Genomic DNA, 26,159 nt, shown 5'->3' with positions numbered 1-26,159 from the left:
AGTGAGGGATAAATGACAGGTTATTTGGTTGCCATTAATGCCAAAACAAAACGTGGAGCAATTGAACAAGCCAACAATAAGCGCCGCTACGAATTTGATTTACATATTTGGAAAGGAAAATTAGATGAACTAACACCTAATAGAGAAGTTGAATTTGAACTCTCTGATTCTAAAGAAGTTATCTTTGTTAAACCAAAATTCATTAAAGAAAATTTTGAAATCCACCAAACCAAAAGCATCAAAGATTGCATTTATGATTATTATGGGAGAGTTGAAGATATTATCAAACGCTACCAAAAAGATATTAAATCCAAAAAAGAATTAGATTTTTTACGCATTAAACGCTTTTTATTCACAGCTTATAATGATCTCTTTGAACTAGATAGCACGATTCCAAACCTTGCTTTAAGCAATCTCAAATCCGAACTAACTGCTTTGGATAAAACCTATGAAATCTTTATAAAAAAAGCTTCTTATCCTCCCATATATTCTTATGAAAAAATTTTTTTAGCAAAGCAAATTGAATATGTTAAAACTGAAGAACTCATTCAAACCACACAATCTATCATCAAAAGTGCCACAATACAACAAGTCTCTATGGGAGAGGCTCTTAAAAGACTTGAAGAACAATTTGCCAAACGCAATGATCAAAACTCCGCAAACTATATCCAAGCACAATCTTATCTTAAAAATTTTCGTAAAAAATATGTTGATTTACTCCATTATCTTTCCTTACAAAAGGAGAAATTAGCTAAAATCACTAAGGCTAAAGAAGAATTTTATGATAAATTCTATGAACCTTTTTTAAAAGGCTATCTCCCACTCATCAAAGCTTTTAAAACAGATTTTATCAAGCTCTTAAACACCAAAGCTTTTGACTTAGATTTTTTATTATGGCAAAGAGCTAAGGGAAGTTTAAGTGTTCGGCGTTTCTTTATTGAAGCAGGTATCACAGGAACTTATAGCTCAAAGACTTTTTTAAAATACTTTCTTAGAAGTCTTGATAAAACAAAAATTCGCAAAGAAACACAATCACTTTTTGATTTGCTTAAATACTTAGAAGCTTTTAGTAAAAAAAATATTTTACTAATCCAAAATTCAAAAGAAGATAGCAAGCGCTATCAAGAATACCTAAAAAAATTTGACAATGATTTACAGATTACAACCTCTAACAAACCCCAAAACAATCTCAATCCAACTTTACAATCTCATTATGATGTTATTGTGATGGAATGGGTAGTCAATGAAATGAGCCTTTTAGAGTTTATCCAAAAATATTACCAAACCTTTAAAGCAGAAAAAGAAATCAATTTTTGCGCTATTGTGCCTAAAAACTTCGATAAATCTCTTATGGAAGATGCTAAGAAAAAGGGAATTATTTATTTTATCACCCAAGGAGATGTAGATCAATTTATTGATATGATGCGCATGATTTTATAAAATCCCAAACTTCTTTAATAGAAATTTTGCTACAATAGCAAAATAGTTTTTACTTTTTTATTTTAGGGTATTTGAATATGACTTTTAATTCCACTTTAGATTTAATCCAGACCTATGAAGCTGGAAAGCCAATAGAGTTAGTTGTAAGAGAATTTGGTATCGCTTCAAAAGATATTGTTAAACTTGCCTCCAATGAAAATCCGCTTGGTGCAAGTCCAAAAGCCATAGAAGCAATTACAAAAAATGCCGCAAATGCGCATTTATATCCAGATGATTCAATGTTTGCCTTAAAAGAAGGCTTAAGCAAACACTATCAAGTCAATTCAAAGCAAATCATTATTGGAGCAGGAAGCGATCAAATCATTGAATTCTGTATCCACGCAAAAGCTAATAAAAATAGCAAAGTCTTAATGGCAAAAACCACATTTGCGATGTATGAAATTTACTCTAAAATGGTGGGCGCAACTATCATCAAAGCACAAAGCCAATTTCATAACCTTAAAGAGTTTTTAGAACTTTATAAAACTCACAATCCATCTATCATCTTTCTTTGTGTCCCAAACAATCCCTTAGGTGAGTGTTTAGGTAAAGATGAAATTTTTGATTTTCTAAGCAAAATCGATTCAGAAACACTTGTAATTATTGATGGTGCCTACCAAGAATACGCAAAAGTCAAAGACACAAGCAAAGCCATTAATCCAAAAGAACTCATTCAAAGTTTCCCTAATACAATTTATTTAGGAACTTTTTCTAAAGCTTATGGATTAGGCGGTATGAGAGTTGGATATGGAATTGCCATGGAAGAAATCATACAAGCACTCTTAAAAGTGCGTCCGCCCTTTAATATCACCACCCTTTCTCTTGTAGCTGCCATTGAAGCACTAAAAGACCAAGAACATATCAAGCAAACTACCAAAAACAATTTAGAGCAAATGAAACTCTATGAAGATTATGCCAATAAAAAAAGTATTTCATACATTCCATCTTATGGGAATTTCATTACTTATCTTTTTGAAAAACCACTTGATTCAACTCTTATTGCTGATTATCTTCTTAAAAAAGGAATGATTATTCGCAATCTTGCTTCTTATGGATTGAATGCTATTCGTATTACCATTGGGACAGAAAGTCAGAATCAACGCTTTTTTGCTCTTTTTGATGAATTCTTGGGTAGTAAGTAAAAAATGGATTTAAAAGTATTATTTGACCAAATAAGAAGCCTTTACAAACGCCTTAATAAAAAACAAAAAATTGTTATTTTAGCTACTATTGTAGCCATTGTTGCTTTTATATCAGGCTTGATTGTTTGGAATTCTATGAACAATAAAGCTGGGGTAATGTATCCGGGGTATGCTGTTTTGTTTGAAGGAGTTAGCCCAGAAGATGGAGCGTTAATTATCCAGCAACTCCAACAAGACAAAATCCCTTATCGCATCCCTAAGGACAATACAATTTTAATCCCACAAGAGCTTGTTTATGAGCAAAGAATGAAACTCGCAAGCAATGGGATTCCAAAAAGCAGCAAAGTGGGCTTTGAAATCTTTGATACAAAAGATTTTGGCGCCACGGATTTTGATCAGAGAATCAAATACCTCCGCGCCATTGAGGGAGAACTTGCAAGAACTATTGAAAGTCTCTCTCCAATCCAAAAAGCAACCGTGCATCTTGCGCAACCCGAAAAAAGCGTTTTTGTAAGTGAGCAAACTCCACCTACTGCTTCTGTTGTTTTAGCGTTCAAACCAGCACAAACTCTTACCCCTAAGCAAATCTCCGGTATCAAAAATATTGTTTCTTCTGCAGTGCCTAATTTAACCATTGAAAATGTGGAAGTTGTCAATGAAAAAGGTGAGCCTCTTAGCGAACTAGATGAGCTAGGTGGTGCAAGGGAATTAGCTGCTGCGCAATTGCGTTATAAAAATAACTTTGAGCAATCTTTGGAAGAAAAGATTATCAATATTCTAGCTCCCATTGCAGGTGGAAGAGAGGGCGTGGTAGCCAAGGTAACTGCGGAATTTGATTTTGCTCAAAAAGAAAGCACACAAGAATACTATGACCCAAGCAATGTCGTAAGAAGCGAACAAAACCTTGAAGAAAAACGCGAAGGTTTTAAGCCCAAAGAAATAGGTGGAGTCCCAGGAGTAGTCAGCAATATCGGACCTATCCAAGGTTTAGAAGATGAAGACAATAAAGAACGCTATGAAAAATCACAAACTACCACAAACTATGAAATTAGCAAAACCATCTCTAATATCAAAGGAGAATTTGCCACAATTAGACGCCTTTCTGCAGCCGTAGTTGTTGATGGTAAATACCTAAAACAACTTGATGAAAATGGCGTTGAACAGCTACAATACACCGCTCTAAACCAAGGTGAAATGGAGCAAATCTCTGCACTTGTAAGACAAGCTATTGGCTTTAACGAACAAAGGGGTGATGAAGTCTCTGTAAGCAACTTCCAGCTTAATGGACAAAATTCAGGCTTTAAGGCTAGAACTCCGCTAGAGCGTTTCTTAGAAACTACACAAAATCTACTTGCACCTTTTATGCCGCTTCTTAAGTATGTCATTGTGGGGATTATTTTATTCTTGTTCTACAAAAAGGTCATCTTGCCTTTCAGCGAGAGAATGCTTGAAGCCAAAGCTGATGAAGAAGAAGAAATCGAATCGCTTCTTAAGATTGATGAAGATGAAGAAGAAAGTAGTGATAAACTTAATGAAGTTAGAAGACGCATTGAAGATCAACTTGGCTTTGGCAATGGAAGCAATGAAGATGAAGTTAAATACGGAGTTCTTTTAGAAAAAATTCGTGAAATCGCCCAAGAAAAACCAACCGAATTAGCCAATTTATTTCAAACTTTGGTGCATGATGAATTAGGAATTGATAGTATTGGTGCACCAAGAGGAGGTAAATAATCATGCCATCTATCACATTAAATCCGAGACAACAAGCGCAATATGACGAATTCTCTATGGCGGAAAAAATCGCTATTTTATTAGTTCAGTTAGGTGATGAAATTACTGGGGAAGTTTTTTCGCATCTTGACTTAGATTCTATTACTGAAATCTCAAAATACATTGCCCAAAATTCCGGTGTAGATAAAACTATCGCTGCGGCTATTTTAGAAGAATTTTATGCTATTTTTCAATCCAATCAATACATTTCAACAGGTGGTTTTGAATATGCTAAAGAATTACTCTATCGCACACTAGGTCCAGAAGCTGCCAAAAGAGTTTTGGATAAACTTGCAAAATCAATGCAATCTTCACAAAATTTTGCTTATCTTTCGCGTGTGCGCCCACAACAACTTTCAGACTTTATTATTCACGAGCATCCGCAAACTATTGCTCTAATTCTTGCACACATGGATCCTACTAATGCTGCAGAAACATTAAGTTTCTTTTCAGATGATTTGCGCGCAGAAATCGCCATTCGTATGGCTAATCTTGGTGATATTTCCCCCAATGTTGTCAAGCGCGTTTCAACCGTTTTGGAAAATAAGCTCGAATCGCTTACAAGCTACAAAGTAGAAGTGGGTGGTGTGCGTGCTGTTGCAGAAGTCTTTAACCGCTTAGGTCAAAAAGCCGCTAAGGCAACTATTGCTTATATCGAACAAATTGATGATCAATTAGCAGGTGCGATTAAAGAAATGATGTTTACCTTTGAAGATATTGAAAAGCTTGATAATAACGCCATTAGAGAGATTCTAAAAATTGTCGATAAAAAAGACTTGATTCTAGCACTTAAAGCTTCTCCAGAGGAGCTTAAACAAAAATTTATGTCCAATATGTCTCAAAGGGCTAGTGATCAGTTTTTAGAAGAAATGCAATTTTTAGGCGCTGTTAAGGTTAAAGATGTTGAAGCTGCACAAAGAAGAATTGTAGAAACCGTGCAATCACTCTCTGAACAAGGCGTAATACAAATTGGCGAACAAGAGGATACCATTGAATAACATTAACGAACACAAAAACATCATCACAGAAGAAAGAAAATCAAAACACGATATTCAAAAATATAGTTTTAGAAATATGGAAGTTGCCAAAAAACAACAAACTTTAGATACAAAAAAAGATTTTGCACAAAAAGAGCCAGAACCAACTATATCACAAACCTCTCCTATATCTCAAGATTTATCAGAAGAGCAAATTCAAGAAGTGCAAAAAATAGAAGAAATACCAGTTCAAGTAGCTCCTTCACTCAAACTCTTTGAAACAGAGGTTGTTGATAAGATTCTCCAAAAGAGTGATGTTCTAGCGCAATCTTTGCAAAAACTCCAAGAACAATTTGATAAACAAGAAAAAGAAATTAGCCAAAAAGTTATTGAAGCCAAAGCTGAAGCCAAAGAACAAGGATTTAATGAAGGCTATCAAAAAGCCAAACAAGAATTAGAAGCGCAAATCAATAGCCAAAAAGAGCTTTATTCTTTAAGCATTAAACGCATTGATGAGCATATTAGTAATGCCAAAAATCACATTATTAATCTTGAGAAAGAATTGAGCTCTATTGCACTTGACATCGCCAAAGAAGTCATCACCAATGAAGTCAATACTAATAGTGCTAAAATCGCTACTTCTCTAGCAAGAAATCTCCTGCAAAATCTTGCAGAAAATACACAAGTTACACTAAAAGTTTTCCCAGGGGACTTAGAAGAGCTAAAAGAAACATTGCAAGATTTAAATAATGTAAGCATTCAAGGAGATCCAGCAATCGCCAAAGGAGGTGTAATTATTTTAAGTAATGAAGGCAATATTGATGGAGATATTTATATGCGTTTTGAAGCCCTTAAAAAATCCATTTTAGAAAGTAGATTCTAATGTCTCTTGATCCAAAATACTTAGAAATTTTAAAAAAAGATAATTTTAACGAGGATGATTATATCACACTCAATGAGTTGGCACAGGCTATACGCCAAAGAATCTTAGAGGTTGTCTCCAAAAATGGTGGTCATCTAAGCTCCTGTTTAGGATCTGTAGAATTAATTATAGCAATGCATTGTGTTTTTGATTCGCCAAATGATCCTTTTATTTTTGATGTTAGCCACCAAGCTTATGCGCACAAACTTCTAACAGATCGTTGGGATAGCTTTGAAACCTTGCGTCAAACCAATGGTATTAGTGGTTTCACAAAACCTCAAGAAAGCAATCACGACTATTTCATAGCAGGACACAGCTCCACTTCTATCTCCCTTGGAGTAGGAGTAGCAAAAGCTTTTTTACTTAATCACTCTAAAAATATTCCCGTTGTTTTAATTGGAGATGGCGCAATGAGTGCTGGATTAGCTTATGAAGCTCTTAATGAGCTAGGTGATAGAAAATATCCTATGGTGATTATTTTAAATGATAATGAAATGAGTATTGCAGAGCCTATTGGCGCAATTAGTAAGTATCTTTCCCAAGTCATTGCAGGAAGTTTTATTCAAAAAATCAAATCAAAAGTGAGTAATGCTTTTAACAAAATGCCAAATGCTACTTACCTAGCTAAACGATTTGAAGAATCCCTTAAACTTATCACCCCAGGATTACTCTTTGAAGAACTTGGGTTAGAATACATTGGTCCTATTAATGGACATAATCTTAAAGAATTAATCAATGTATTCAAACTTGCCAAAAATTTAAAAAAACCTATTGTAGTGCATACTCAAACACTAAAAGGCAAAGGCTATCCTTATGCAGAAGGTCATTTAGAACATTGGCATGGTGTGAGTCCTTTTGATATGCAAAAGGGAGTTTCTCTTTCACAATCAACTTCCAAAAGCCCAACTCAAATCTTTGCGCAAACGCTTTTAGAATACGCACAAAATGATTCAAAAATAGTGGGTATCACCGCAGCAATGCCAAGCGGAACAGGGCTTGATTTACTTATCAAGCACTTTCCTAAACGCTTTTGGGATGTTGCTATTGCTGAACAACATGCCACAACACAAGCAAGCTCTTTGGCAAAAGAAGGCTTTAAGCCCTTTGTTGCTATTTATTCCACCTTTTTGCAACGTGCTTTTGATCAGCTAATCCATGATGTAGGCATTATGAAAATGCCAGTTAAATTTGCTATTGATCGCGCAGGAATTGTGGGTGAAGATGGAGAAACTCATCAGGGCGTTTTTGATATTGCCTATCTTAAAATAATCCCTAATTTTACACTTTTTGCACCACGCGATAATGCTACTTTAAAAGAAGCCATTGCTTTTGCAAAAGATTTTTCTGATGGACCTTGTGCTTTCCGCTATCCTAGAAAATCATTTTTACTTGAAGATAATCTCATTCAGCCCACTCCTTTTATCTATGGCAAACTAGAGATTTTACAAGAGGCTAAAAGCGATATCTTACTTATTGGTTATGGCAATGGGGTTGGTAGAGCTATAAAATGTGCTCAGATTCTAAAAGAATCAAACCTAGAATGTGGCATAGTAGATCTACGATTCCTAAAACCACTTGATGAAGTGTCCTTACAGAATCTTGGACAAAGATATTCTTGTTGGTTTATCTTTAGCGATAGTGCCAAAATGGGTGGAGTTGGCGAATCACTTTGCACCCTAGCCCAAAATTACAATCTTTCAATCAAAATTCATTCTTTTGAATTTGAAGATACTTTTATTCCTCATGGTATAACACAAGAAATAGAATCTCTAATGGGAGCTAATCCGCAAAATATTGCCAAAGAAATTTTAAAGATCATAGGAAAAGAAAATGTATAAAATCTTATTTTTCTTGTGTTTTATGTTTTCACAATCCATTTTTGCGCAAGATGACTTTTTAAATGAATTCGAATCTGAATACACTTCAACAGCCATCAACGATCCTTTTGAAACTTATAATCGCTTTATGAGCAATGTCAATTGGGGGATTTATGATTATGTTTTTAGCCCTGCCCTAGAGAGTTACAACGCCGTTACTCCACTTGGATTAAGAATTGGTATTTATAACTTTTTTGACAACCTTGCTTCCCCCTTGCGTTTTCTCTCGCAATTATTAACTTTACATTTTAAAGAAGCAGGTAATGAGTTTGCAAGATTCTCGCTTAATAGCACCTTTGGAATTGGAGGAATCTTAGATATTGCAACCCCAAATGGCTTGTATTCTAAGCGTTCTGACTTTGGAATCACCTTTGGGAGATGGGGGCTTGATGGAGAATTCTACTTTGTTTTGCCATTACTTGGTCCCTCAAATTTTCGCGACATTCTTGCAATGCCTCTTAATGCTCTTGCTTATCCTACTACTTATATTGATTCTTTTTGGACTTCTAGCACCATTTATACCTTAAAAGAATTTAACTACACTGCAAGACACAAAGACACCATTGATACATTAAGAAGAGATGGTTTAGATTCTTATATCTTAATGAGAAATGCTTATGAGCAATTTAGAAATGAATTAATCAAGGAGTAACCTATGAAATTTGTTTTAAGCTTTTTATTTTTGGTGTTTTCAAGTTTTGCACTTGAATTTAACCAAATCGATAAAACTATGGAAAACAAAATCAATAAAACCTTACAAATCCTACAAACTTCTAATCAAAGCATAAACACTATTGCACAAGAAATTTTTAATCTTTTTGATATGGTCTTTGATTATGAACTTATGGCAAAACTCTCCCTCTCAAAAAAATACAAAGACTTAACAAAAGATCAGCAAAATGCTTTTAATAAAGCTTTTGAAGCAAGTCTAAAACGCAGTTTTACTGATAAACTTCATCTTTACAAAGATGAAACAATAAAAGTCTTAGGTGGAGAAAAAATCAAAAATAATCGCTACAACCTTAAAACTTCTATTATTTTAGATGGAAAAATCAACTACATTATCTTTAAATTCAGAGAATCAAATGGTGATTGGAAAATCTATGATGTTGATGTTTTAGGTATTAGCGTTATCCAAACTTACCGCTCACAATTTGCTGATATTATTGATCAACAAGGCTTTGAAGCCCTGCTAAAAAAAATAGAAAGTGAAATTATCTTTGAAAATTAATATAGATTTGCTTTTTGTTTTTAAAAACATTTTAAGATACCCCAAAAGCATTTTATCTTTATGCTTTTTGGTTTTCTTAATCTCTCTTTTTTATACTCTCAAACTCCCTATTGATGCAAACTCTGAAAGTTTAATCGCAGAAAATAATAAAGATTTTAAAATTTATGAGGAGATTCTACAAAATTATCAAAGCAAAGACTTTTTAATTCTCTCTTTTAGTCCCCAAAATGATGATATTTTTAATCCACATTCCCTTAAAACACTTGAAAATCTTATTGATGATATTCAAAAAATTCCGCAAGTAGAGAGCACCCTAAGTATTCTTAATGCCCCATTGCTAAAAAGCACTCCAACCCTAGAGCTTCAAGATATTTTAAAAATCAATCCCACCTTGCTTTCCCCGCAAACTGACAAAAATCTAGCCAAACAAGAAATCTTAAACCACTCCTTTTATACACAAAACATTATTTCCAAAAATGCAAAAGTAGCTGGGATTCTTATCTTTTTAAAAGAAGATTCCAAACTCAAAGAACTCTTATTGCTCAAAAAATCTGCCACACCCCAAGAATCTCAACAAATACAAGAACTTATACGCACTCATAAAAAACAAATTCAAGACCAAAATGCAGAAATTATTCATTATCTAAAATCAATCCAAAGTCAATATCAATCCAAAGGCGAGATTCATCTTGGGGGAATCACTCTTATAACTAATGATATGATTGAATATGTCAAATCCGATCTCATCACTTATGGCACTATTTTAAGCATTATTCTAGCTCTGATGCTTTGGATATTCTTTAGGCAAATGTATTTTGTTGTTCTTAGCTTTGGTGTTTGTCTCTTTGTTTTAATTGTAAGCAGTGGAATCTTTTCATTTTTAGGCTATCAAATTACGATTGTTTCTAGTAACTATGTCTCTTTGCTTTTGATTATTTCTGTTTCTTTAATTGTGCATTTAATTGTTTCTTATTTGGAATTTTACAAGAAATTCCCCAAAGCCTCACAAAAAAACTTAGTCTTTGCTGTAATGCTCAACAAATTTTCGCCAAGCTTTTTTGCAGTCTTAACAACTATTATAGGATTTTTAAGCCTAATATTTTCTCAAATTCTCCCTATTATTCATCTAGGCATTATTATGAGTATTGGAGTTAGCGTTGCTCTTATATCCACCTTTATTCTTTTTGGGACAATTCTTGTGCTACTGCCAAAACCAACTCAACATAAAAATATTCCCAAATGGCATAAAAATCTACTAAGCAATTGCGCCAACATTGCAATCAATAAACCAAAACTAGTCTATGGTATTGCTTTATTTTGCATTCTCTTTAGTATTTATGGAATCTTGTCTTTAAGAGTAGAAAATAGCTTTGTTAATTATTTTAAAGACAAGAGCGAGATTAAACAAGGCTTACTTCTTATTGACAAAGAATTAGGTGGCACCATTCCACTGGAAATTATTGTTACTTTTAATGAAGAATCTAATAGCCATTCTACAAATTTTGAAGATGAATTTGAAGCAGAATTTAATGCTTTAGAAAAGGAAGATTCTTATTGGTTTGATAGTCAAAAACTACGGATTGCCAAAAATATCCATAATTACCTAAATAACAAAGAATTCATCGGTTCTATCTTAAGTCTCCATAGCCTTTCTATTTTGGTTGAATCTTTAGGCTTAGGTGCTGATGATTTTATGATGGCTTTTTTATACAAAAATTCCCCCCAAACCCTCAAAAGTCAGCTTTTTACACCTTATGTAAATCTTGAAAAAAATCAAATGCGCTTTGTTTTTCGCACTTTTGATTCCAATCCCAATCTTAAGCGCAATGCCTTTATTCAAGAAATTCAAAATGATTTAACGCAAATCCTGCAAAAAGAACCTGTTAGTTTTCAAGTTAATGGCATAATGGTGCTTTATAATAATCTTTTGCAAAATCTTATTGCCTCTCAAATTGATACACTTAGTCTTGTTATTGGTGCAATCTTTATCGTATTTATTTTGATTTTTAGAAGTCTAAAGCTTTCCATTATTGCCTTATTAACCAATCTTATTCCCTTGGGCGCTATCTTTGGATTTTTAGGGATAAGTGGGATTCCGCTAGATTTAATGGGTGTTACCATTGCGGCAATCTGCCTTGGTATTGGCGTTGATGATGTGATTCACTACATTCACCGCTACAAAGAAGAATTAAAATTCTACCCTATAAAAACAGCCATTAAAAACTCCCATAACTCCATCGGCAATGCAATGTATTACACAACTTTAATTATTATTATAGGATTTTGCTCAATGATGAGTAGCAATTTTATTCCCACTATTTATTTTGGATTACTCACTACTCTTGTTATGCTTTTAATGCTAATAAGCTCACTTATTTTACTTCCGACACTTTTAATGACTTTTTATGCTAAAAAATAATCTTCTATTTTTAAAATCACATCAGAGCTAAAACAATCCCACTGCAAAGAATACACAAGCTCCATTTCTTGTTTCTCACAGCCTTGAAGATTTTCAAAAAATCTCAAAGCCTCCTTTGTAATTCCTTCTTGCTCCAAAATTACTTTACTATTATTTCCTCCAAATAGCTTTACAGATAATACTTTTGCCCTTGTTACAAATTTTGGGATAGCATTACCCTCTCCATAAGGCTCAAATTCACTTAAAGTTTTAAAAACTTCTCTATCTATTCTCTGAAGCGGCAAGATTCCAAGCACATCATCTTGATTTTTTTGTTTGCTATAAATCTCCATCTTCATTAACGCACTTTTAAAATCTATAAATTTTTCTTGCAGTAATCCAAGACCAGCTGCCTTAAAATGCCCACCAAATTTTTCCAAAAATTCCTTATTTCTCTCCAAAACTTCAACACAATCTATGCTGCTAGAACGCATACTTCCCTTCAACCCACCCTCATTGCTAGTTAAAACAATGCTAGGTCTCTCAAACTCTTCACAAAGTTTTGCTGCAACAATCCCAATAACCCCTTCATTCCAATTCGGATTATACACTACTACAAAAGGCAAAGTTTCAAAGTTCTCTTGACGCATAAATTCTTCTTTTGCCTCCAAAAAAACTTGATTTTGTATAGCTTTTCTTTGCCAATTAAGCTCCAAAAGTTCCTCTAAAATTTCACAGGCTACTTTAAAATCATCTTGTATCAAAAACCGATAGGCAAGTTCAGCACTTCCTAGCCGACCAGCACAATTCAAAAGTGGGACAAAATAATATCCCAACAACCGAGAATTAAGTGGATATTTCTTAAAATGATTCCTTAACAAACTTAAAGACACTCGTTTATTTTGCTCTAAAATCTCTAGCCCTTTTTTTAAAAGCACCCAATTAATGCCCCTTAGAGGCATAACATCACTCACAATAGCCAAAGCCAACAAATCCAAAAATTCAAGCATTGAAACTTGCAAATTCATTTCTTTTTTAATAGCAGCGCACAGATACCACGCCACACAAGCTCCACAAATTTCAGATTCTGGGAAATTTGGAGAAAGCTTAGGATTGCAAATTAGTACATCTGGTAGAATCTCTTGGGGGGTGTGGTGATCAGTGATAATTAACTCAATCCCCTTTTTTTTGCAAACTTCTGCGGCTTCTATGGCATTAATCCCATTATCTGCTGTGATAATCATATCACACTCTATTCTTTCTACCAAAGCACTAGAAATTCCATATCCATCACTAAAGCGATTAGGTATAACAATTGCAATCTTATAGGGTATTCTTTTAAAAAAATCTTGTAATATCGCACAAGACACAACACCATCCACATCATAATCCCCAACTACAACTATTCTTTTTTGTTCTTTTATGGCTTGGGCAATTTTTTGGGCAATTTCTGAAAGATTATTTAAAGTGCTTGGCAAGGGGAGATTTTGTAGATTTAAAATCTCCGTTGCACTAAAGCGCGTAGTAAGTTTCTTGCTAATAAGTTCTTTGTTAAGTAAAGGTAGATTCTGTAAATCAATTGGCATTATACTTTAAAGCCTGTTTAATAAACTCCAAGATTACCAAATTAGGTGCCTGCAATCTTGAAGTGAATTCTGGATGGAATTGAACAGCAACAAACCAAGGATGATTTTCTAACTCAATCACTTCAATAAGTCCTTTTGATTCCCCTGAGATAATCAATCCATTTTTTTCTAAAATCTCTTTGTATTTAGGGTTTGCTTCATAACGATGACGATGTCTTTCTTTGATAGTTTTTTGTCCATTATAAGCTTTTTGCAGTCTACTACCCTCTTTAGTTTGACACTCATACTCTCCAAGTCTCATTGTCCCACCCATAGGAGAAGTGTGCGTACGAATCTGCTTTTCCCCATTTTGATCAATGAAATTCTCAATTAAATAAATAAAAGGCTCTTTTGTTTCTGGATTAAACTCCATTGAATCAGCTTCCTTAATTCCCAATACATTACGCGCAAACTCCAAAATTGCCAGTTGCATACCAAGACAGATTCCAAGGAATGGAATTTTATTTTCCCTTGCAAATTTAATTGCTTCCATTTTGCCCTTAATCCCACGCTCACCAAATCCACCGGGCACTAAGATTCCATCAACATATTTTAATTGCTCTAATAGTTCTTGATTCCGTTCTAACTCCTCACTATCAATCCATTGAATATTCACTTTAGTGTCTAAATTTGCCCCTGCATGCACCAAAGCTTCAATAAGAGACTTGTATGATTCTTTAAGGTTAAGATATTTACCAACAAAAGCAATACTTACTTCATTTTGAGGGGCTAAGATTCGCTTAACAAGACTATCCCATTCTTTCATATTAGGTGTAGATTGTGGTAATTTCAAAAACCTTGAAATTGGAACCAAAACCCCCTCTTTTAGGAAATTTAAAGGCATTTGATAAATGCTTTTAGCATCTTGAGCAGTAATCACACAATCATAATCCACATCACAACCCATTGAGAGCTTATTTTTTAACTCTTTTGATAATTCTTTTTCTGTGCGTGCAATAATAATTTGCGGAGTAATACCAATGCGTCTTAACTCCTGCACACTATGTTGCGTGGGCTTTGTTTTTAATTCTCCTGCCACACGAATAAGTGGAATGAGTGTAACATGCACACTAATTACACGCTCTATCCCATATTCGTGCTTAATCTCGCGCATTGCCTCCAAAAATGGTAATCCTTCAATATCGCCCACAGTTCCACCAAGCTCGACCACCAAAATCTCCTTGCCCTCACCTGCAAGTTTAATTCTCCTTTTAATCTCATCAACAATGTGTGGAATCACCTGAATAGTCTTACCCAAATACCCACCTTTGCGCTCTCTATCAATAACAGAAAGATACACTTGCCCAGTTGTAAAGTTGTTTTTGGAAGAAAAATCCATATTTAAAAACCGCTCATAATGCCCAATATCTAAATCAGTCTCCGCACCATCTCGCGTAACAAAGACTTCTCCGTGCTCTAAAGGACTCATTGTACCAGGATCGACATTGATATAAGGATCAATTTTTAAAATCCCCACTTCAAAACCAGAATGTTTTAATAAAGTTGCAATAGATGAAGAAGTGATCCCTTTACCAAGAGAGCTTAAAACCCCTCCTGTTACAAATATATATTTTGTCTCTATCTTAGACATAGCAAAACCTCTAAAAAATATTTTGGAAATTATAACGCCTTAGAAGTTAATTTTCACTTTTTTATAAGCTTGTTTTTTCTCTTAAGATATTTTATAACTTTTTTATTCACTATTTTAATTTTATTTTTCATTAAAATCATAAATCTTTAAAATGAATTTTTTACCCTCTTTACAAAAAAATGCTGGAAATTCTTCATTACTCACAATTCTTAACAAATTAAATTGTTCCTCTAAACTTTTTGTCAAATCCAATTCACTATCTTTTGGGCTTCTTTTAGGATAAAAACTCTCACTCCCTTCTTGTTTTTTAGGGGAAATATTGGGATATTTTTCCAAAAATTCCAAACACATTGTTTGACACATTTTAGCCTGTTTATCTCTTAACTCTTCGTATAACTCTACCCCATTTAACTTTAATATTTTTTGCAAATAAATCTCACCATTATCGGCTTTTTCATCTGCTTCAAACAAAGAAAAAATAATCTCATTTTTACCCTCTAAAATTTGCCAAAACATTGGAGACCAACCTTTTCCTTTAGGTAAATTAGAAGCGTGAATAACAAGATTATACTTATTTTTCACCAAAAAAGTTTTAGGGATAATTTGATGATAAGAAAGAATAAAAATGATCTCATAAGCTTGTTTAATTTCTTGATGCGAGAAATACAAATCACTTTTAGGAATCTTAGCACGCAACTCTTCTGCATAAGGAATAAACCATTGATTGGGCGAAGTTAAAATTGCTACTCTCATTAACTTGCCTTTCTTTGAAGAATAGGAAAACTAATAAAACTATTATTTAGCCCCCCCCCCCCGATAATATTTAAAATAACTCATTATCTCATCCTTTTTTGTTAAAATAAAGCCAAATCTTAAATAAAGATTAATAGCCTTGATATTCTCATTAAAAGCACAAGCATAAAGATTCTTAACAGCCAATTCCTTTAAAGCATAGTCCATAAGAATCTCCATAAGTTTTGCACCATAGCCTTTTAAATGCGGATTTTGGTATAATCCAAACTCACACGAATTGCCCCTTTTTAAATCCACAAAATCAATCACACCAATAGCCTCTTGATTTAAAAAAACTAAAAAATACAATTTTGTAGAATTATTTTTTAACCCTTCAATAAAACCCAAATGCTCTTCCCAAGAAATTACCTTATTTTTCATAAAGCGAGAAATTTTTGAGTTATTTCTCCATTCCCAAATCTCTCGCTTTTGACAATCATCAAGCTCAACAAAATTCTTTAAAATTACCACTTAAGCAAAAACTCCTACAAGATAATTAGATAACCAAGCCATTTTTCCACTCATTATCAAAATTCCAATTGTAATTAATAACCCACCAGCAAACCACTCAATCCATTTAAAATATTTTTTAATGTGATCCAAAAATGCAAAAACATACCCAACCAAAAAAGCACAAAGCAAAAAAGGCAAACTAAATCCTAGAGTATAAACCACCATAAGCTTAATCCCATCACTAGCTTCCAAACTCGCTAGAGAAATAATTCCTGCTAAAATAGGACCCACACAAGGTGTCCAACCCAACGAAAAACTCACACCTAACAAAAAAGGAGTAAAAAAATCACGAAAAAAATTAAAAGAGATTGTTTGAATGGAAAAAGTTTTTTGGTAATTCAAAAAAGGAATCTGAATAATTCTAGCCGTATGCAACCCAAAAACTATTAAGATCCCTCCAGCAAAATACACCACAATAGGACTAAGCAAAATACCTCCACCCAAGATTCTAGCTGCCACAGCCCCTAATAAAACAAAAACAATTCCCATTCCTAAAACAAAAAACAAAGCATTACGAACAATCACCAAGCGCATTCTCAAATCCAACTTCTTATAAGCCTTAAGCTCACTGATAGATACTTCTGAAATATAAGAGAGGTAAGCAGGAATAAGTGGCAAAACGCAGGGACTAATAAAAGTTAGAATCCCTGCAATAAAGCTGATTAAAAGTGGTGCCTTGTCAAAAAAAACAATCAACCATTCTTCCAAAAGCAATCCCTATTACAAAAAAGTTACTAATCTAGCAAATTAGGTAACCACAAGGAAATTTCTGGAACATAAGTTGTCAAAATTAAACCAAATAGCAAAACACATAACCAAGGAATAATAGAAATTGTTACATCTTTTAGACTTAAATTTGTCAATGAACTCGCCACAAAAAGATTCAAGCCAACAGGTGGCGTTAACATACCAATCTCCATATTTACAATCATAATAATACCAAAATGAATAGGATCAATTCCAAGCTGCAATGCAATTGGCAAAAGCAATGGTGTCATAATCATAACAACCGAGCTTGGCTCCATAAATTGCCCCATTATAAAGAGAATGAGATTAACTAGGATCAAAAACATCCACCAAGTCATATTCATACCCACTAAACTCTCAGCAATAATATGTGGTATCCTCTCGCTTGTTAAGAAATGTGCAAAGACAACTGCAAAACCAATAATAAAGAAAATCATCGCTGTTGTGATGGCAGCATCCAAAAATACACCATATAGATCTTTAATTTTAATGTCTTTATACACAAAAATTGAGACAATAAAAGCATACACTGCGCTAATTCCTGCTGCTTCAGTGGCAGTAAAGATTCCTGCATAGATTCCGCCAATTACAACAAAAACAATCAATAACGCCCAAAAAGCTTCTTTAAACTTCATCCATCGTTCTTTAAAACTTGCTGGAGTTGTTGATTTAAATCCAAGTCGCTTAGCACCAATATATGCATAAAGCATCATCGCTCCACCAATCATTAAACCAGGAATAACTCCCGCCATAAAAAGCTTTTCAATAGAAACTTCCGCTGTTACACCATAAACAATCATTACAACAGAAGGTGGAATCAAAATCCCAAGACTACCCGCTGAAGTAATTGCGCCCACAGAATAGCTCTTAGGATATCCTGCTTCGTTTAGTGCAACAAACATAACCGAACCAATTGCAACAACAGTAGCAGGAGAACTTCCACTTACAGCAGCAAAAATAATACAAGCCAAAATCGCACTCATAGGAAGCCCACCTGGCAAATGCCCCACGATGCTTTTTGCAAAATCAACAATTCTTTGTGCGGAACTTCCTTTACTCATCAAAGAACCCGCTAAAATAAACATTGGAATCGCCATTAACGCTGGTTTTAAACCATTAAGCATAATCTCTGGAACTCCCATAATATCATAGGAACTAAATAAAATCATCGTGCATACCGCACTCACTCCCAAGGAAATTGCAACAGGAACACCAAGCAACAACAATCCAAACAAAACAATTAGCAAAAATGCAACACTCATAATCTCCCCTTAATCCTTAATCACCGAATCATGTATCATTTCTTCTTCTGCATTTTTAACAACTTTATCAGCATCCATCCAAGAAACTTCATAAATTTTTTCTATACTGCGGTAAGTTGCCCCAAAAAATGCAATTGGCAAACAAAGAAGGAAAATCCATAAAGGGACATTATGAAGTGCCTCACTCATATAGCCTATTTCGTAATTCAACACGCAAACCATCAAACTTGCATAAAACATAAATCCTAAAAAAATAGAATTCAAGATATGTGTCCCAAGAACACAAGCTTTTGCCCAAGATGGAGAGAATTTTTCAAGAAGCATTGTTACGGAAATATGAACACCTTTTCTAAAGCCATAAGCTGCTCCAAAAAAAGCTGACCACAAAAAACAATATCGTGCCACTTCCTCTGCCCAAGTTAATGAGCCAATCTCCGGGAAAAACCCGGCGATATATCGCATAAATACATTAATTGCTGTAATCACAATTCCAATCACCATTCCACACACAGCAACATTTTTATTAATTCCTGCAATAATTACATCTAAAATTGCAAAGAATTTGTTAATTTCAGGACTTTTGTGCGCATATAAAAACGGCTTTTGAATTATTAATAACAATCCTTTCAAATCCAACCCTTTATTTAGTGTTAATTGTCTTTTCGATTAACTCTTGACTAACTAAATCATAAAACTTTGGATAAATTGCAACCATCACATCTTTCCATTGTTGCTTTTGATCTTCAGTAAGCTCAAAAATCTGCGTTCCTGTTTTATCATCTGCTTTAAGTTTATCTAAAAGCATTGCTTCTTCTTTTGCACTCTCTTCTCTTTCATAAGCAGTCGCTTCTTTCATTGCTGCAACAAATTTCTCCTGTAAATCTTTTGGCAATTCATTCCAAAACTTCTCACTTGCAACTACCAAATAGCCTAAATATCCGTGATTAGACATTGTAATAGAGCTTTGCACTTCATAAAATTTAGAATTATAAAGGTTTGAAAGCGGATTCTCAGCTGCATCAACAACACCAGTTTGCAATGCTGAATAAACTTCTCCAAAAGGTAAAACCTGTGGAATCCCTTTAACTGCTTTTGTTTGTTCCTCTAACACTTTAGAACTCATAATACGCATTTTTTGTCCTTCCACATCACTTGGCAAAACAATTGGCTTTTTATTAGTGCTAAATTGCTTAAACCCAGCATCCCAATAATCCAATGCCACATAACCCTTAGCAGTAACCACATCTTTTAGAATTTGCCCTACTTCTCCATCCATTACTTTATGTAAATGCTCTGTATCGCGAAAAATAAAAGGAATATCCCATAAATTAAACTCTTTAGCAAAAGGGGTAAATTTTGAAAAGCTAGGTGCAGCTAATTGCACATTATTACGCTTAAGTTCTTGAAAAACCTTGTCATCATCAACAAGTTGTGCTGATGGGAATACATGCACCACGATGCGACCATCTGTCATTTCATTGACTCGTTTTGCAAAAAAATCCGCCGCCCTTCCCTTTGGGGTATTAGCACTCACAACATGAGCAAATTTAACCTCATACACTTTGTTTGGATCATCAGTGGCTACAGATTCTTTGTTGCCACCTCCACAACCTACCAAAGCAAATGTAGCAAATATTGAAGCTAAAATGATTTTCTTCATTAATCTCTCCTTTTGGAAAACAAAAATATAAAAACTTACACTTAAGCGTAAGATTTCATATTTTACAGAGTTTTGCTAAAAGTATAGTTTATTTTTGTTTCTTTATTTGAAATCCTAATTTTAAGGCTATAAAAATTACTTTTTGAAACAAAGTATTTAATTTATTATGATTTATAATTTGCAATCGCCTTATCCAAAATCGCCTTAGCACTCTCCAAATCGCAATACTCTTTAACTTTTACCCATTTATTTGGCTCTAGCATCTTGTAAGTTTCGAAGAAATTTTTGATTCTATCAAGTGTAATTTTTGGCAAATCTTCTAGTGATTTAATATTGTCATACCTTGGATCAATCTTTGAAACTGGCACAGCAATCAATTTCTCATCTATTCCACTTTCATCTTCCATAATCAAAACACCAATTAATCTCGCCTTAATCACACTTCCTGCTTGTAAAGGATATTCATTGATTACCAGCACATCAGCAGGATCACCATCATCACTCAAGGTATTTGGCACAAACCCATAATTAGCAGGATAAAACATCGCACTATACATCACTCTATCAACAACAACTGCACCACTCTCTTTGTCAATTTCATACTTTATATTGCTTCCATAAGGAATCTCAATTACAACATTTAATTTATCCGGATTACTTCCTACTTCAATTTTGCTTAAGTTCATATTTTCTCCTTTAGATTTTACTTTTAATAAAGCTTTCCATTTCGCTTACAATTTCTTCAATGGTTCTTTCCCCATTAATTTTATGCAAAATGCCCTTGCTTGTATAAAATTTCTGAATCTCCGCCAAAGGTTCTAAATATACTTTCATTCTATTATTAAATACTTCGACATTATCATCAGCGCCTCTAGCACGCCCTAGCACTCTATCACAAGCAACTTTTTCGCTCACTTCAACTTCAATCACACTCTCCAAAATGATTTCTTGCTTTTGTGCTAGAATCTTATCTAGCTCTTGCATTTGCTCCACGCTTCTAGGATAACCATCAATAATTACAACATTTTTGGGAGCATTAGAAATCGCATCAACAATGGTTTTAACTACAATATCCAAAGGAACAAGATTTCCCCTACTTGTAAAGCTATCAATCAGCTTCCCTAGCTCACTCCCACTTGCCACTTCAGCGCGTAGTAATTCACCTGTAGAATAATGCACCATAGAATCGCTATTGTTTTTACTAATAATCTCTGCATCTGTGGTCTTACCGCTTCCTGGCGCACCAATCACCAAAAATAACTTCTTCATAAATTCTCCTTATTTTTTTGTTTCTCTTACTCTAATGTGTAATTCTCTTAATTGTTCTTCATTAGCAGGACTTGGAGCTTCTGTAAGCGGACAAGTCGCTTTTTGAGTTTTAGGGAATGCAATAACATCTCGGATAGAATGCGCTTTGCAGAGCAACATAATAATTCTATCCAAACCAAAAGCGATTCCTCCATGTGGTGGCGCCCCGAATTGTAACGCTTCAAGTAAAAAGCTAAACTTATCTTGTGCTTCTTCTTGGCTGATTCCTAAAAGTTCAAATACCTTGCTTTGAATCTCTTGCTTATGAATTCTAATACTTCCACCACCAATTTCAAATCCATTTAACACCACATCATACGCCACAGAATTAATCTCTTCAATATCTTGCACTTCTAGATTCTTTGGCATTGTAAAGGGGTGGTGCAATGCAGAAATACTGCCATCATCATTGCGTTCAAACATAGGAAAATCTACAACCCAAAGGAATTGATAAACACTCTCATCAATCATTCCCATATCACTAGCAATTTTTTGGCGCAAACGACCCATATAATCCCAAACGACTTTTTTAGCCCCAGCGCCAAAGAAAATAATATCGCCAACACTAGCGCCAACACGCTCCAATAAAACTTTAAGTTTCTCTTCCTTGATGAACTTAACCAAAGGTCCTTTGATTTCATTTTCTTTGATTTGCAAATACGCCAAGCCTTTTGCTCCAAACTTTCTCACAAACTCTTCAGCTTCACCTAGAGTTTTGCGGCTAAAGAAATTATCTCCACCTTTAACACAAAGTGCTTTAAAGCGATTTTTCTTAGAATCTTTAGCAATGGAAGCAAAAATTTCATTACTTGAATCAACAAACAAATCCCCAACTTCAACAAGTGGTAATTCATAGCGTAAATCAGGCTTATCACTACCATACTTCTCCATAACTTCATTATAAGTATAGTGCGGAAAGGGTGTTTGAATAGTAATGCCACAAGCTGCAAAAATAGATTTTAAAACTTCCTCTGCCACCCCTATCACATCTTTTTGCTCACAAAAACTCATTTCAATATCAATTTGTGTAAATTCAGGTTGTCTATCTAGTCTTAAATCTTCATCTCTAAAACATTTTGCAATTTGAAAATATTTATCAAATCCACTCACCATTAAAAGTTGCTTAAAAAGTTGCGGACTTTGTGGTAATGCATAAAATTCTCCATGATGCACACGACTTGGCACGAGATAATCTCTTGCACCCTCTGGAGTAGCTTTAGTTAAAATCGGAGTTTCAATCTCTAAAAACCCCAAATGACTTAGAGTATTTCTCACGGCTTGAGCGACCTTGCTTCTTGTGATAAATATCTCTTGTAAGCGAGGATTACGCAAATCCAAATAACGATACTTTAATCTTACATCTTCTCCCACACTCTCATCACCCACAGCAATAGGCGGAGTTAAGCTTTTGTTTTCAATGGTTAATTCATCAATCAAAACTTCAATTTTGCCGGTTTTAAGTCTTGGATTCTCTAAGCCCTCTCCTCTCTTTCTTACCTTGCCTTTTGCAACTAGCACATACTCATCTCGCACTTCACTAGCGATTTTGTGAGCTTGCTGTGAATCTTTTGGATCAAAAACAAGCTGCACTATTCCACTTCTATCGCGTAAATCAATAAAAATAATTCCGCCGTGATCTCTATAAGTATTACACCAACCACATAAAGTTACTTCCCTACCAATATCTTTTTCATCTAAATCTGTGCAATAATGGCTTCTCAAAACGCTTACTCCTAAATTTTATTGTTACCAAAAAGTGGATTTTATCAAAAAAGTTATAATATAACATTTAAAAGAATTAAATTTAATTTTATAGCCACTATCTCTTGATATTTGTCGCTCTTTTAGGCAAAAAAGGAATAATTTTTGCTTTAGATCTTCAAAGTTTTAAAAACCTAATTTTAAGGAATGCTAATGAGAATAGGGACGAACTCTAGCTATACAATGTTACAATATTATCAAGGAAAAACACAAAATGGCTTAAATGGAATCTTAGCCCAAATGAATGGCTTAAAGATTCAATATGGTTATCAAGATAGTAGTATTTTTAATAAAACACTTGAACTAGACTACAACCTTACAACTTTAACCCAAAGCAAAGAACTTGCTAATAATGCACTTACTTTTACTCGACACACCGATACTGCCTTGAGTGAATTAGTTAAAAATATGGATAATTTCAAAAGCAAACTTGTCCAAGGAGCCAATGATATCCATAGCGAAACTTCACGCCTAGCTATTGCTCAAGATCTACAATCCCTTCGCAATCACTTTTTATCCATTGCTAATACCTCCATTGGTGGAGAATTTATCTTTGCAGGAACCGCAACAACTTCTAAGCCATTTAATAGCGATGGAAGCTATAATGGAAACAATGCAACACTTAGTGCACTTCTTAGTTCTAGTAACTCTGTAGCTTATAATATAACGGGTTATGAGTTATTTTTCGGTTCTGATAATGATACTAATCGAATCATTTCAACTAATGTCCCCAAATTCAACCAAAGCGCTCTAAACCCTCAAATTATGGATCCAAATCACCCAACCGGAAATAGCGAAGAAGTTTATATTACCGCTGAAGATACCTTGCGCGATTTAGTGGGCGATAATGATTCTGATACTAACAACAATGATCCAGAAGTTTTTTATATTACAGGTCGCAGACCAGATGGGACAGCCTTTAAATCAAAATTTGAGATGGAAGTGGCTTACAACGATGAAGATCAAGCTGTCAAAGTGCAAGATCTACTTGATAGAATCGGAAAAGAATTTGGTAACACAGAAACCAGTCAATCTGTAGAAGTTACTCTTAATGAATGGGGAGAAATTGAAATAAAAGATCTCACAGGAGGGCGATCTAATATTGAATTTTATATGGTATCAAGTAGCTATCAAGATCCAAACAATCGACCTCCAATTAACCCAAATGGCGATGGAGTAGGCACGGCAGATATTGATACACTCTTAAATAGCGGAGCAAAGGTAAATACCTATGTTCAGAGTCCTTATTTGGGTAGTTTTTCAAATTCTCAAATCACTTCTGTTGAAGACTACAATGATCATAGACTTCACACGATTCCAACCACTTTTAGGAATCACAACAACGAGATTGCAAAAACTTCAACTTTGCTAACAGATATTTTTCCTAATGGCGTTACACAACTTGATTTAAGAGGAATCTCCGCCAATGATGCAGACAAAAATCCAACCAACAATAACTTAAATTCTACTTTTAATATCACTCCAACTTCCACCGTACAAGATTTAATGGATTCTATCAAAACAATGTATAACAATCAACAAGGTGCCAATGTTGAAGTGCAATTTAGCAATGGAAAAATTACTATTATTGACAATAATGTTTCCCAAAAAACTCCACCCGATCAATCTCAAGATAATCTACCTTTCACAGGAGAAAGCTCCCTAAGCTTAACCATTACTGCTCAAAATGCAGGGGGTCGTGTCAATGGATTCCGCAATGATTATAGCGTGGAATACGATAGAGTAGGTTTTAGTAAAGAAGGTTCTACTCTAACTTCCAATGTCTCACAAATTGTTCGTGATACCAATGAATATGCCACAATGAGCACAAAACTCTCAGAAGTTTCAGGAGTTGGACTTGATGGGCACACTTATAACTTTGAAGTCAAAGATGTCAATGGAACTCCAATTAGTGGCAGAATAGAGTTTAGAGATACAGGAAGTGTGATGATTATTGATTCTCCTGCCACAATTAATGGGGTGGATATTGATGGAATTGAAATCCCTATCTTAAATCCCAATGGAAATCCACCCCAAGTCGCAGGTGATCCAACTCCTGCTGATGAAGTTACCTATCAACAATTAGCCGATACTTTAGGTATCGTAATGAATTTATCCAATTCAAGCCAAGCAGATTTGCAAAATATCTTTGTTCAAGGTGGTGCAGACTTCAACGATCCAGATGTCAAGCTTTCTTATGAAACACTCATTAGCAATGCTAAAAATAATGTCTCCATTAGCCTTGATTCAAGCGGACAAATGCAGCTCAAAGATCTTAATAATTCTCCTACAAGAATGGAGTTTATGCTCTATGATAACCAAAGTAGCAACTTTGCTCTTGATGCTAATGGCAGAGTAAATACAACAGGACACCCTGCACTAACTTTCCAAGCCAATAATGCCATTATTGCTGATGATCCACATGTGGATTTTTTCAAACAAATCGACACAATCATTCAAGCACTAGAAGATGGCACTTATAGACCTGGAGGCAGCAATGAGTATGATGATAGTATGCGAAATCCTGGTATCCAAAACGCACTTTTAGTATTTGATCATCTAGCCGATCATGTCAATAAAGCACACACTAAAAATGGGGCACAAGGCAATTCATTTAAATACTCTATTGAACGCACTGAATCACTTATCGTGCAAGTTAAAACTTTGCGTTCTGAAACAATTGACACTGATTTTGCAGAAGCATATTTGCAATTTTCTACTCTATCTTTAAACTATCAAGCAATGCTCTCTTCTATCGGAAAGATCTCGCAACTCTCGCTAGTAAATTACATATGACAAGCTTTTAAAGCTTGGCATTTTAGGATTGCTTTAATATCTTATTCTAAATAATGTTTTATAATTACTCTAAACCATTCTATTAAGTCATACAAACTTTGACCACAAAATACAACATACAAGCTCTTACAAACCCTTCAAACACTGCAATTTAATCATTTTGCAAATAATTAATCTTGCAATACTTTTGTGGCACCATTAAACTAAATAAACCAAAAAAGATAACTATAAATTTACCAAATAATCAAGCTATAAAATCAAGTATAACCCATTAATAAACAATTAATATTTCGCGCACTAGAATCATA

The 26,159-nt window shown here is 34.4% G+C and carries 21 protein-coding genes; 10 read left to right on the top strand and 11 right to left on the bottom strand.

Annotated elements, in window-relative coordinates:
• Positions 1-12: 12 nt before the first annotated feature.
• From MKD52_RS04625 to MKD52_RS04585, 9 genes are all read left to right on the top strand, one after another.
• On the top strand, positions 13-1,440 hold the full coding sequence (locus MKD52_RS04625; protein ID WP_242099413.1) for a hypothetical protein: 1,428 nt from the start codon (positions 13-15) through the stop codon (positions 1,438-1,440).
• A gap of 77 nt (positions 1,441-1,517) precedes the next feature.
• Positions 1,518-2,621, top strand: coding sequence for a histidinol-phosphate transaminase (gene hisC / locus MKD52_RS04620; protein WP_242099412.1), 1,104 nt, complete (start codon positions 1,518-1,520; stop codon positions 2,619-2,621).
• Positions 2,622-2,624: 3 nt separating this feature from the next.
• A complete protein-coding gene (fliF, locus tag MKD52_RS04615; RefSeq protein WP_242099411.1) occupies positions 2,625-4,352 on the top strand; it encodes a flagellar basal-body MS-ring/collar protein FliF in 1,728 nt (575 codons plus the stop codon).
• A 2-nt stretch (positions 4,353-4,354) separates the two neighbouring features.
• Complete coding sequence (gene fliG / locus MKD52_RS04610; RefSeq protein WP_112056773.1) at positions 4,355-5,389, top strand: flagellar motor switch protein FliG; 1,035 nt, start codon at positions 4,355-4,357, stop codon at positions 5,387-5,389.
• Positions 5,382-6,251 carry a flagellar assembly protein FliH gene (gene fliH / locus MKD52_RS04605; protein WP_112056774.1) on the top strand — a complete coding sequence of 290 codons (870 nt, stop codon included), beginning with the start codon at positions 5,382-5,384 and terminating at the stop codon, positions 6,249-6,251. The genes fliG and fliH overlap by 8 nt, the downstream gene beginning before the upstream one ends.
• On the top strand, positions 6,251-8,128 hold the full coding sequence (dxs, locus tag MKD52_RS04600) for a 1-deoxy-D-xylulose-5-phosphate synthase (RefSeq protein ID WP_242099410.1): 1,878 nt from the start codon (positions 6,251-6,253) through the stop codon (positions 8,126-8,128). The genes fliH and dxs overlap by 1 nt, the downstream gene beginning before the upstream one ends.
• A complete protein-coding gene (locus MKD52_RS04595; protein WP_242099409.1) occupies positions 8,121-8,819 on the top strand; it encodes a VacJ family lipoprotein in 699 nt (232 codons plus the stop codon). Before dxs ends, MKD52_RS04595 begins: the two co-directional genes overlap by 8 nt.
• Positions 8,820-8,822: 3 nt before the next feature.
• Positions 8,823-9,398: an ABC transporter substrate-binding protein gene (locus MKD52_RS04590; RefSeq protein ID WP_242099408.1), complete on the top strand. Its 576-nt coding sequence runs from the start codon at positions 8,823-8,825 to the stop codon at positions 9,396-9,398.
• Positions 9,388-11,817: an MMPL family transporter gene (locus MKD52_RS04585; protein ID WP_242099407.1), complete on the top strand. Its 2,430-nt coding sequence runs from the start codon at positions 9,388-9,390 to the stop codon at positions 11,815-11,817. The genes MKD52_RS04590 and MKD52_RS04585 overlap by 11 nt, the downstream gene beginning before the upstream one ends.
• Here the strand turns inward: MKD52_RS04585 and recJ are convergent.
• The 11 genes from recJ to aspS all read right to left on the bottom strand — a co-directional run bounded on the left by recJ (position 11,802) and on the right by aspS (position 23,016).
• Entirely contained in the window at positions 11,802-13,382 is a 1,581-nt protein-coding gene (gene recJ / locus MKD52_RS04580) for a single-stranded-DNA-specific exonuclease RecJ (protein WP_242099406.1), read from the bottom strand. The genes MKD52_RS04585 and recJ overlap by 16 nt on opposite strands.
• Positions 13,372-15,012, bottom strand: a complete 1,641-nt coding sequence (locus MKD52_RS04575; protein ID WP_242099405.1) for a CTP synthase — start codon at positions 15,010-15,012, stop codon at positions 13,372-13,374. The genes recJ and MKD52_RS04575 overlap by 11 nt, the downstream gene beginning before the upstream one ends.
• 120 nt (positions 15,013-15,132) lie before the next feature.
• Positions 15,133-15,765, bottom strand: a complete 633-nt coding sequence (locus tag MKD52_RS04570; protein ID WP_112056780.1) for a formyltransferase family protein — start codon at positions 15,763-15,765, stop codon at positions 15,133-15,135.
• A gap of 42 nt (positions 15,766-15,807) precedes the next feature.
• Positions 15,808-16,275, bottom strand: a complete 468-nt coding sequence (gene pseH, locus MKD52_RS04565; RefSeq protein ID WP_242099404.1) for a UDP-4-amino-4,6-dideoxy-N-acetyl-beta-L-altrosamine N-acetyltransferase — start codon at positions 16,273-16,275, stop codon at positions 15,808-15,810.
• Positions 16,276-17,025, bottom strand: a complete 750-nt coding sequence (locus MKD52_RS04560) for a cytochrome c biogenesis protein CcdA (RefSeq protein WP_242099403.1) — start codon at positions 17,023-17,025, stop codon at positions 16,276-16,278. It lies immediately after the preceding gene.
• Between the two features lie 26 nt (positions 17,026-17,051).
• Complete coding sequence (locus tag MKD52_RS04555; RefSeq protein WP_242099402.1) at positions 17,052-18,326, bottom strand: TRAP transporter large permease subunit; 1,275 nt, start codon at positions 18,324-18,326, stop codon at positions 17,052-17,054.
• Between the two features lie 9 nt (positions 18,327-18,335).
• Positions 18,336-18,947 (bottom strand): TRAP transporter small permease, encoded by a 612-nt coding sequence (locus MKD52_RS04550; RefSeq protein WP_181566531.1) that lies wholly within the window; start codon positions 18,945-18,947, stop codon positions 18,336-18,338.
• A gap of 19 nt (positions 18,948-18,966) precedes the next feature.
• The gene (locus tag MKD52_RS04545) at positions 18,967-19,986 is read right to left on the bottom strand and encodes a DctP family TRAP transporter solute-binding subunit (protein WP_112056784.1); all 1,020 of its coding nucleotides are present in this window, start codon (positions 19,984-19,986) and stop codon (positions 18,967-18,969) included.
• Positions 19,987-20,150: 164 nt separating this feature from the next.
• On the bottom strand, positions 20,151-20,672 hold the full coding sequence (gene ppa / locus MKD52_RS04540; protein WP_112056785.1) for an inorganic diphosphatase: 522 nt from the start codon (positions 20,670-20,672) through the stop codon (positions 20,151-20,153).
• A gap of 10 nt (positions 20,673-20,682) precedes the next feature.
• Positions 20,683-21,255 (bottom strand): adenylate kinase, encoded by a 573-nt coding sequence (locus tag MKD52_RS04535; RefSeq protein ID WP_242099401.1) that lies wholly within the window; start codon positions 21,253-21,255, stop codon positions 20,683-20,685.
• Between the two features lie 9 nt (positions 21,256-21,264).
• A complete protein-coding gene (gene aspS, locus MKD52_RS04530) occupies positions 21,265-23,016 on the bottom strand; it encodes an aspartate--tRNA ligase (RefSeq protein ID WP_242099400.1) in 1,752 nt (583 codons plus the stop codon).
• A 192-nt stretch (positions 23,017-23,208) separates the two neighbouring features.
• Here aspS and flgL point away from each other — a divergent pair, with 192 nt between their 5' ends.
• Positions 23,209-25,851, top strand: a complete 2,643-nt coding sequence (gene flgL, locus MKD52_RS04525) for a flagellar hook-associated protein FlgL (protein ID WP_242099399.1) — start codon at positions 23,209-23,211, stop codon at positions 25,849-25,851.
• Positions 25,852-26,159: the final 308 nt, after the last annotated feature.

The organism is Helicobacter sp. CaF467b (assembly GCF_022664765.1).
GTDB classification, from domain to species: Bacteria; Campylobacterota; Campylobacteria; order Campylobacterales; family Helicobacteraceae; genus Helicobacter_D; species Helicobacter_D colisuis.
This window is presented reverse-complemented; position numbering and strand designations above follow the sequence as displayed.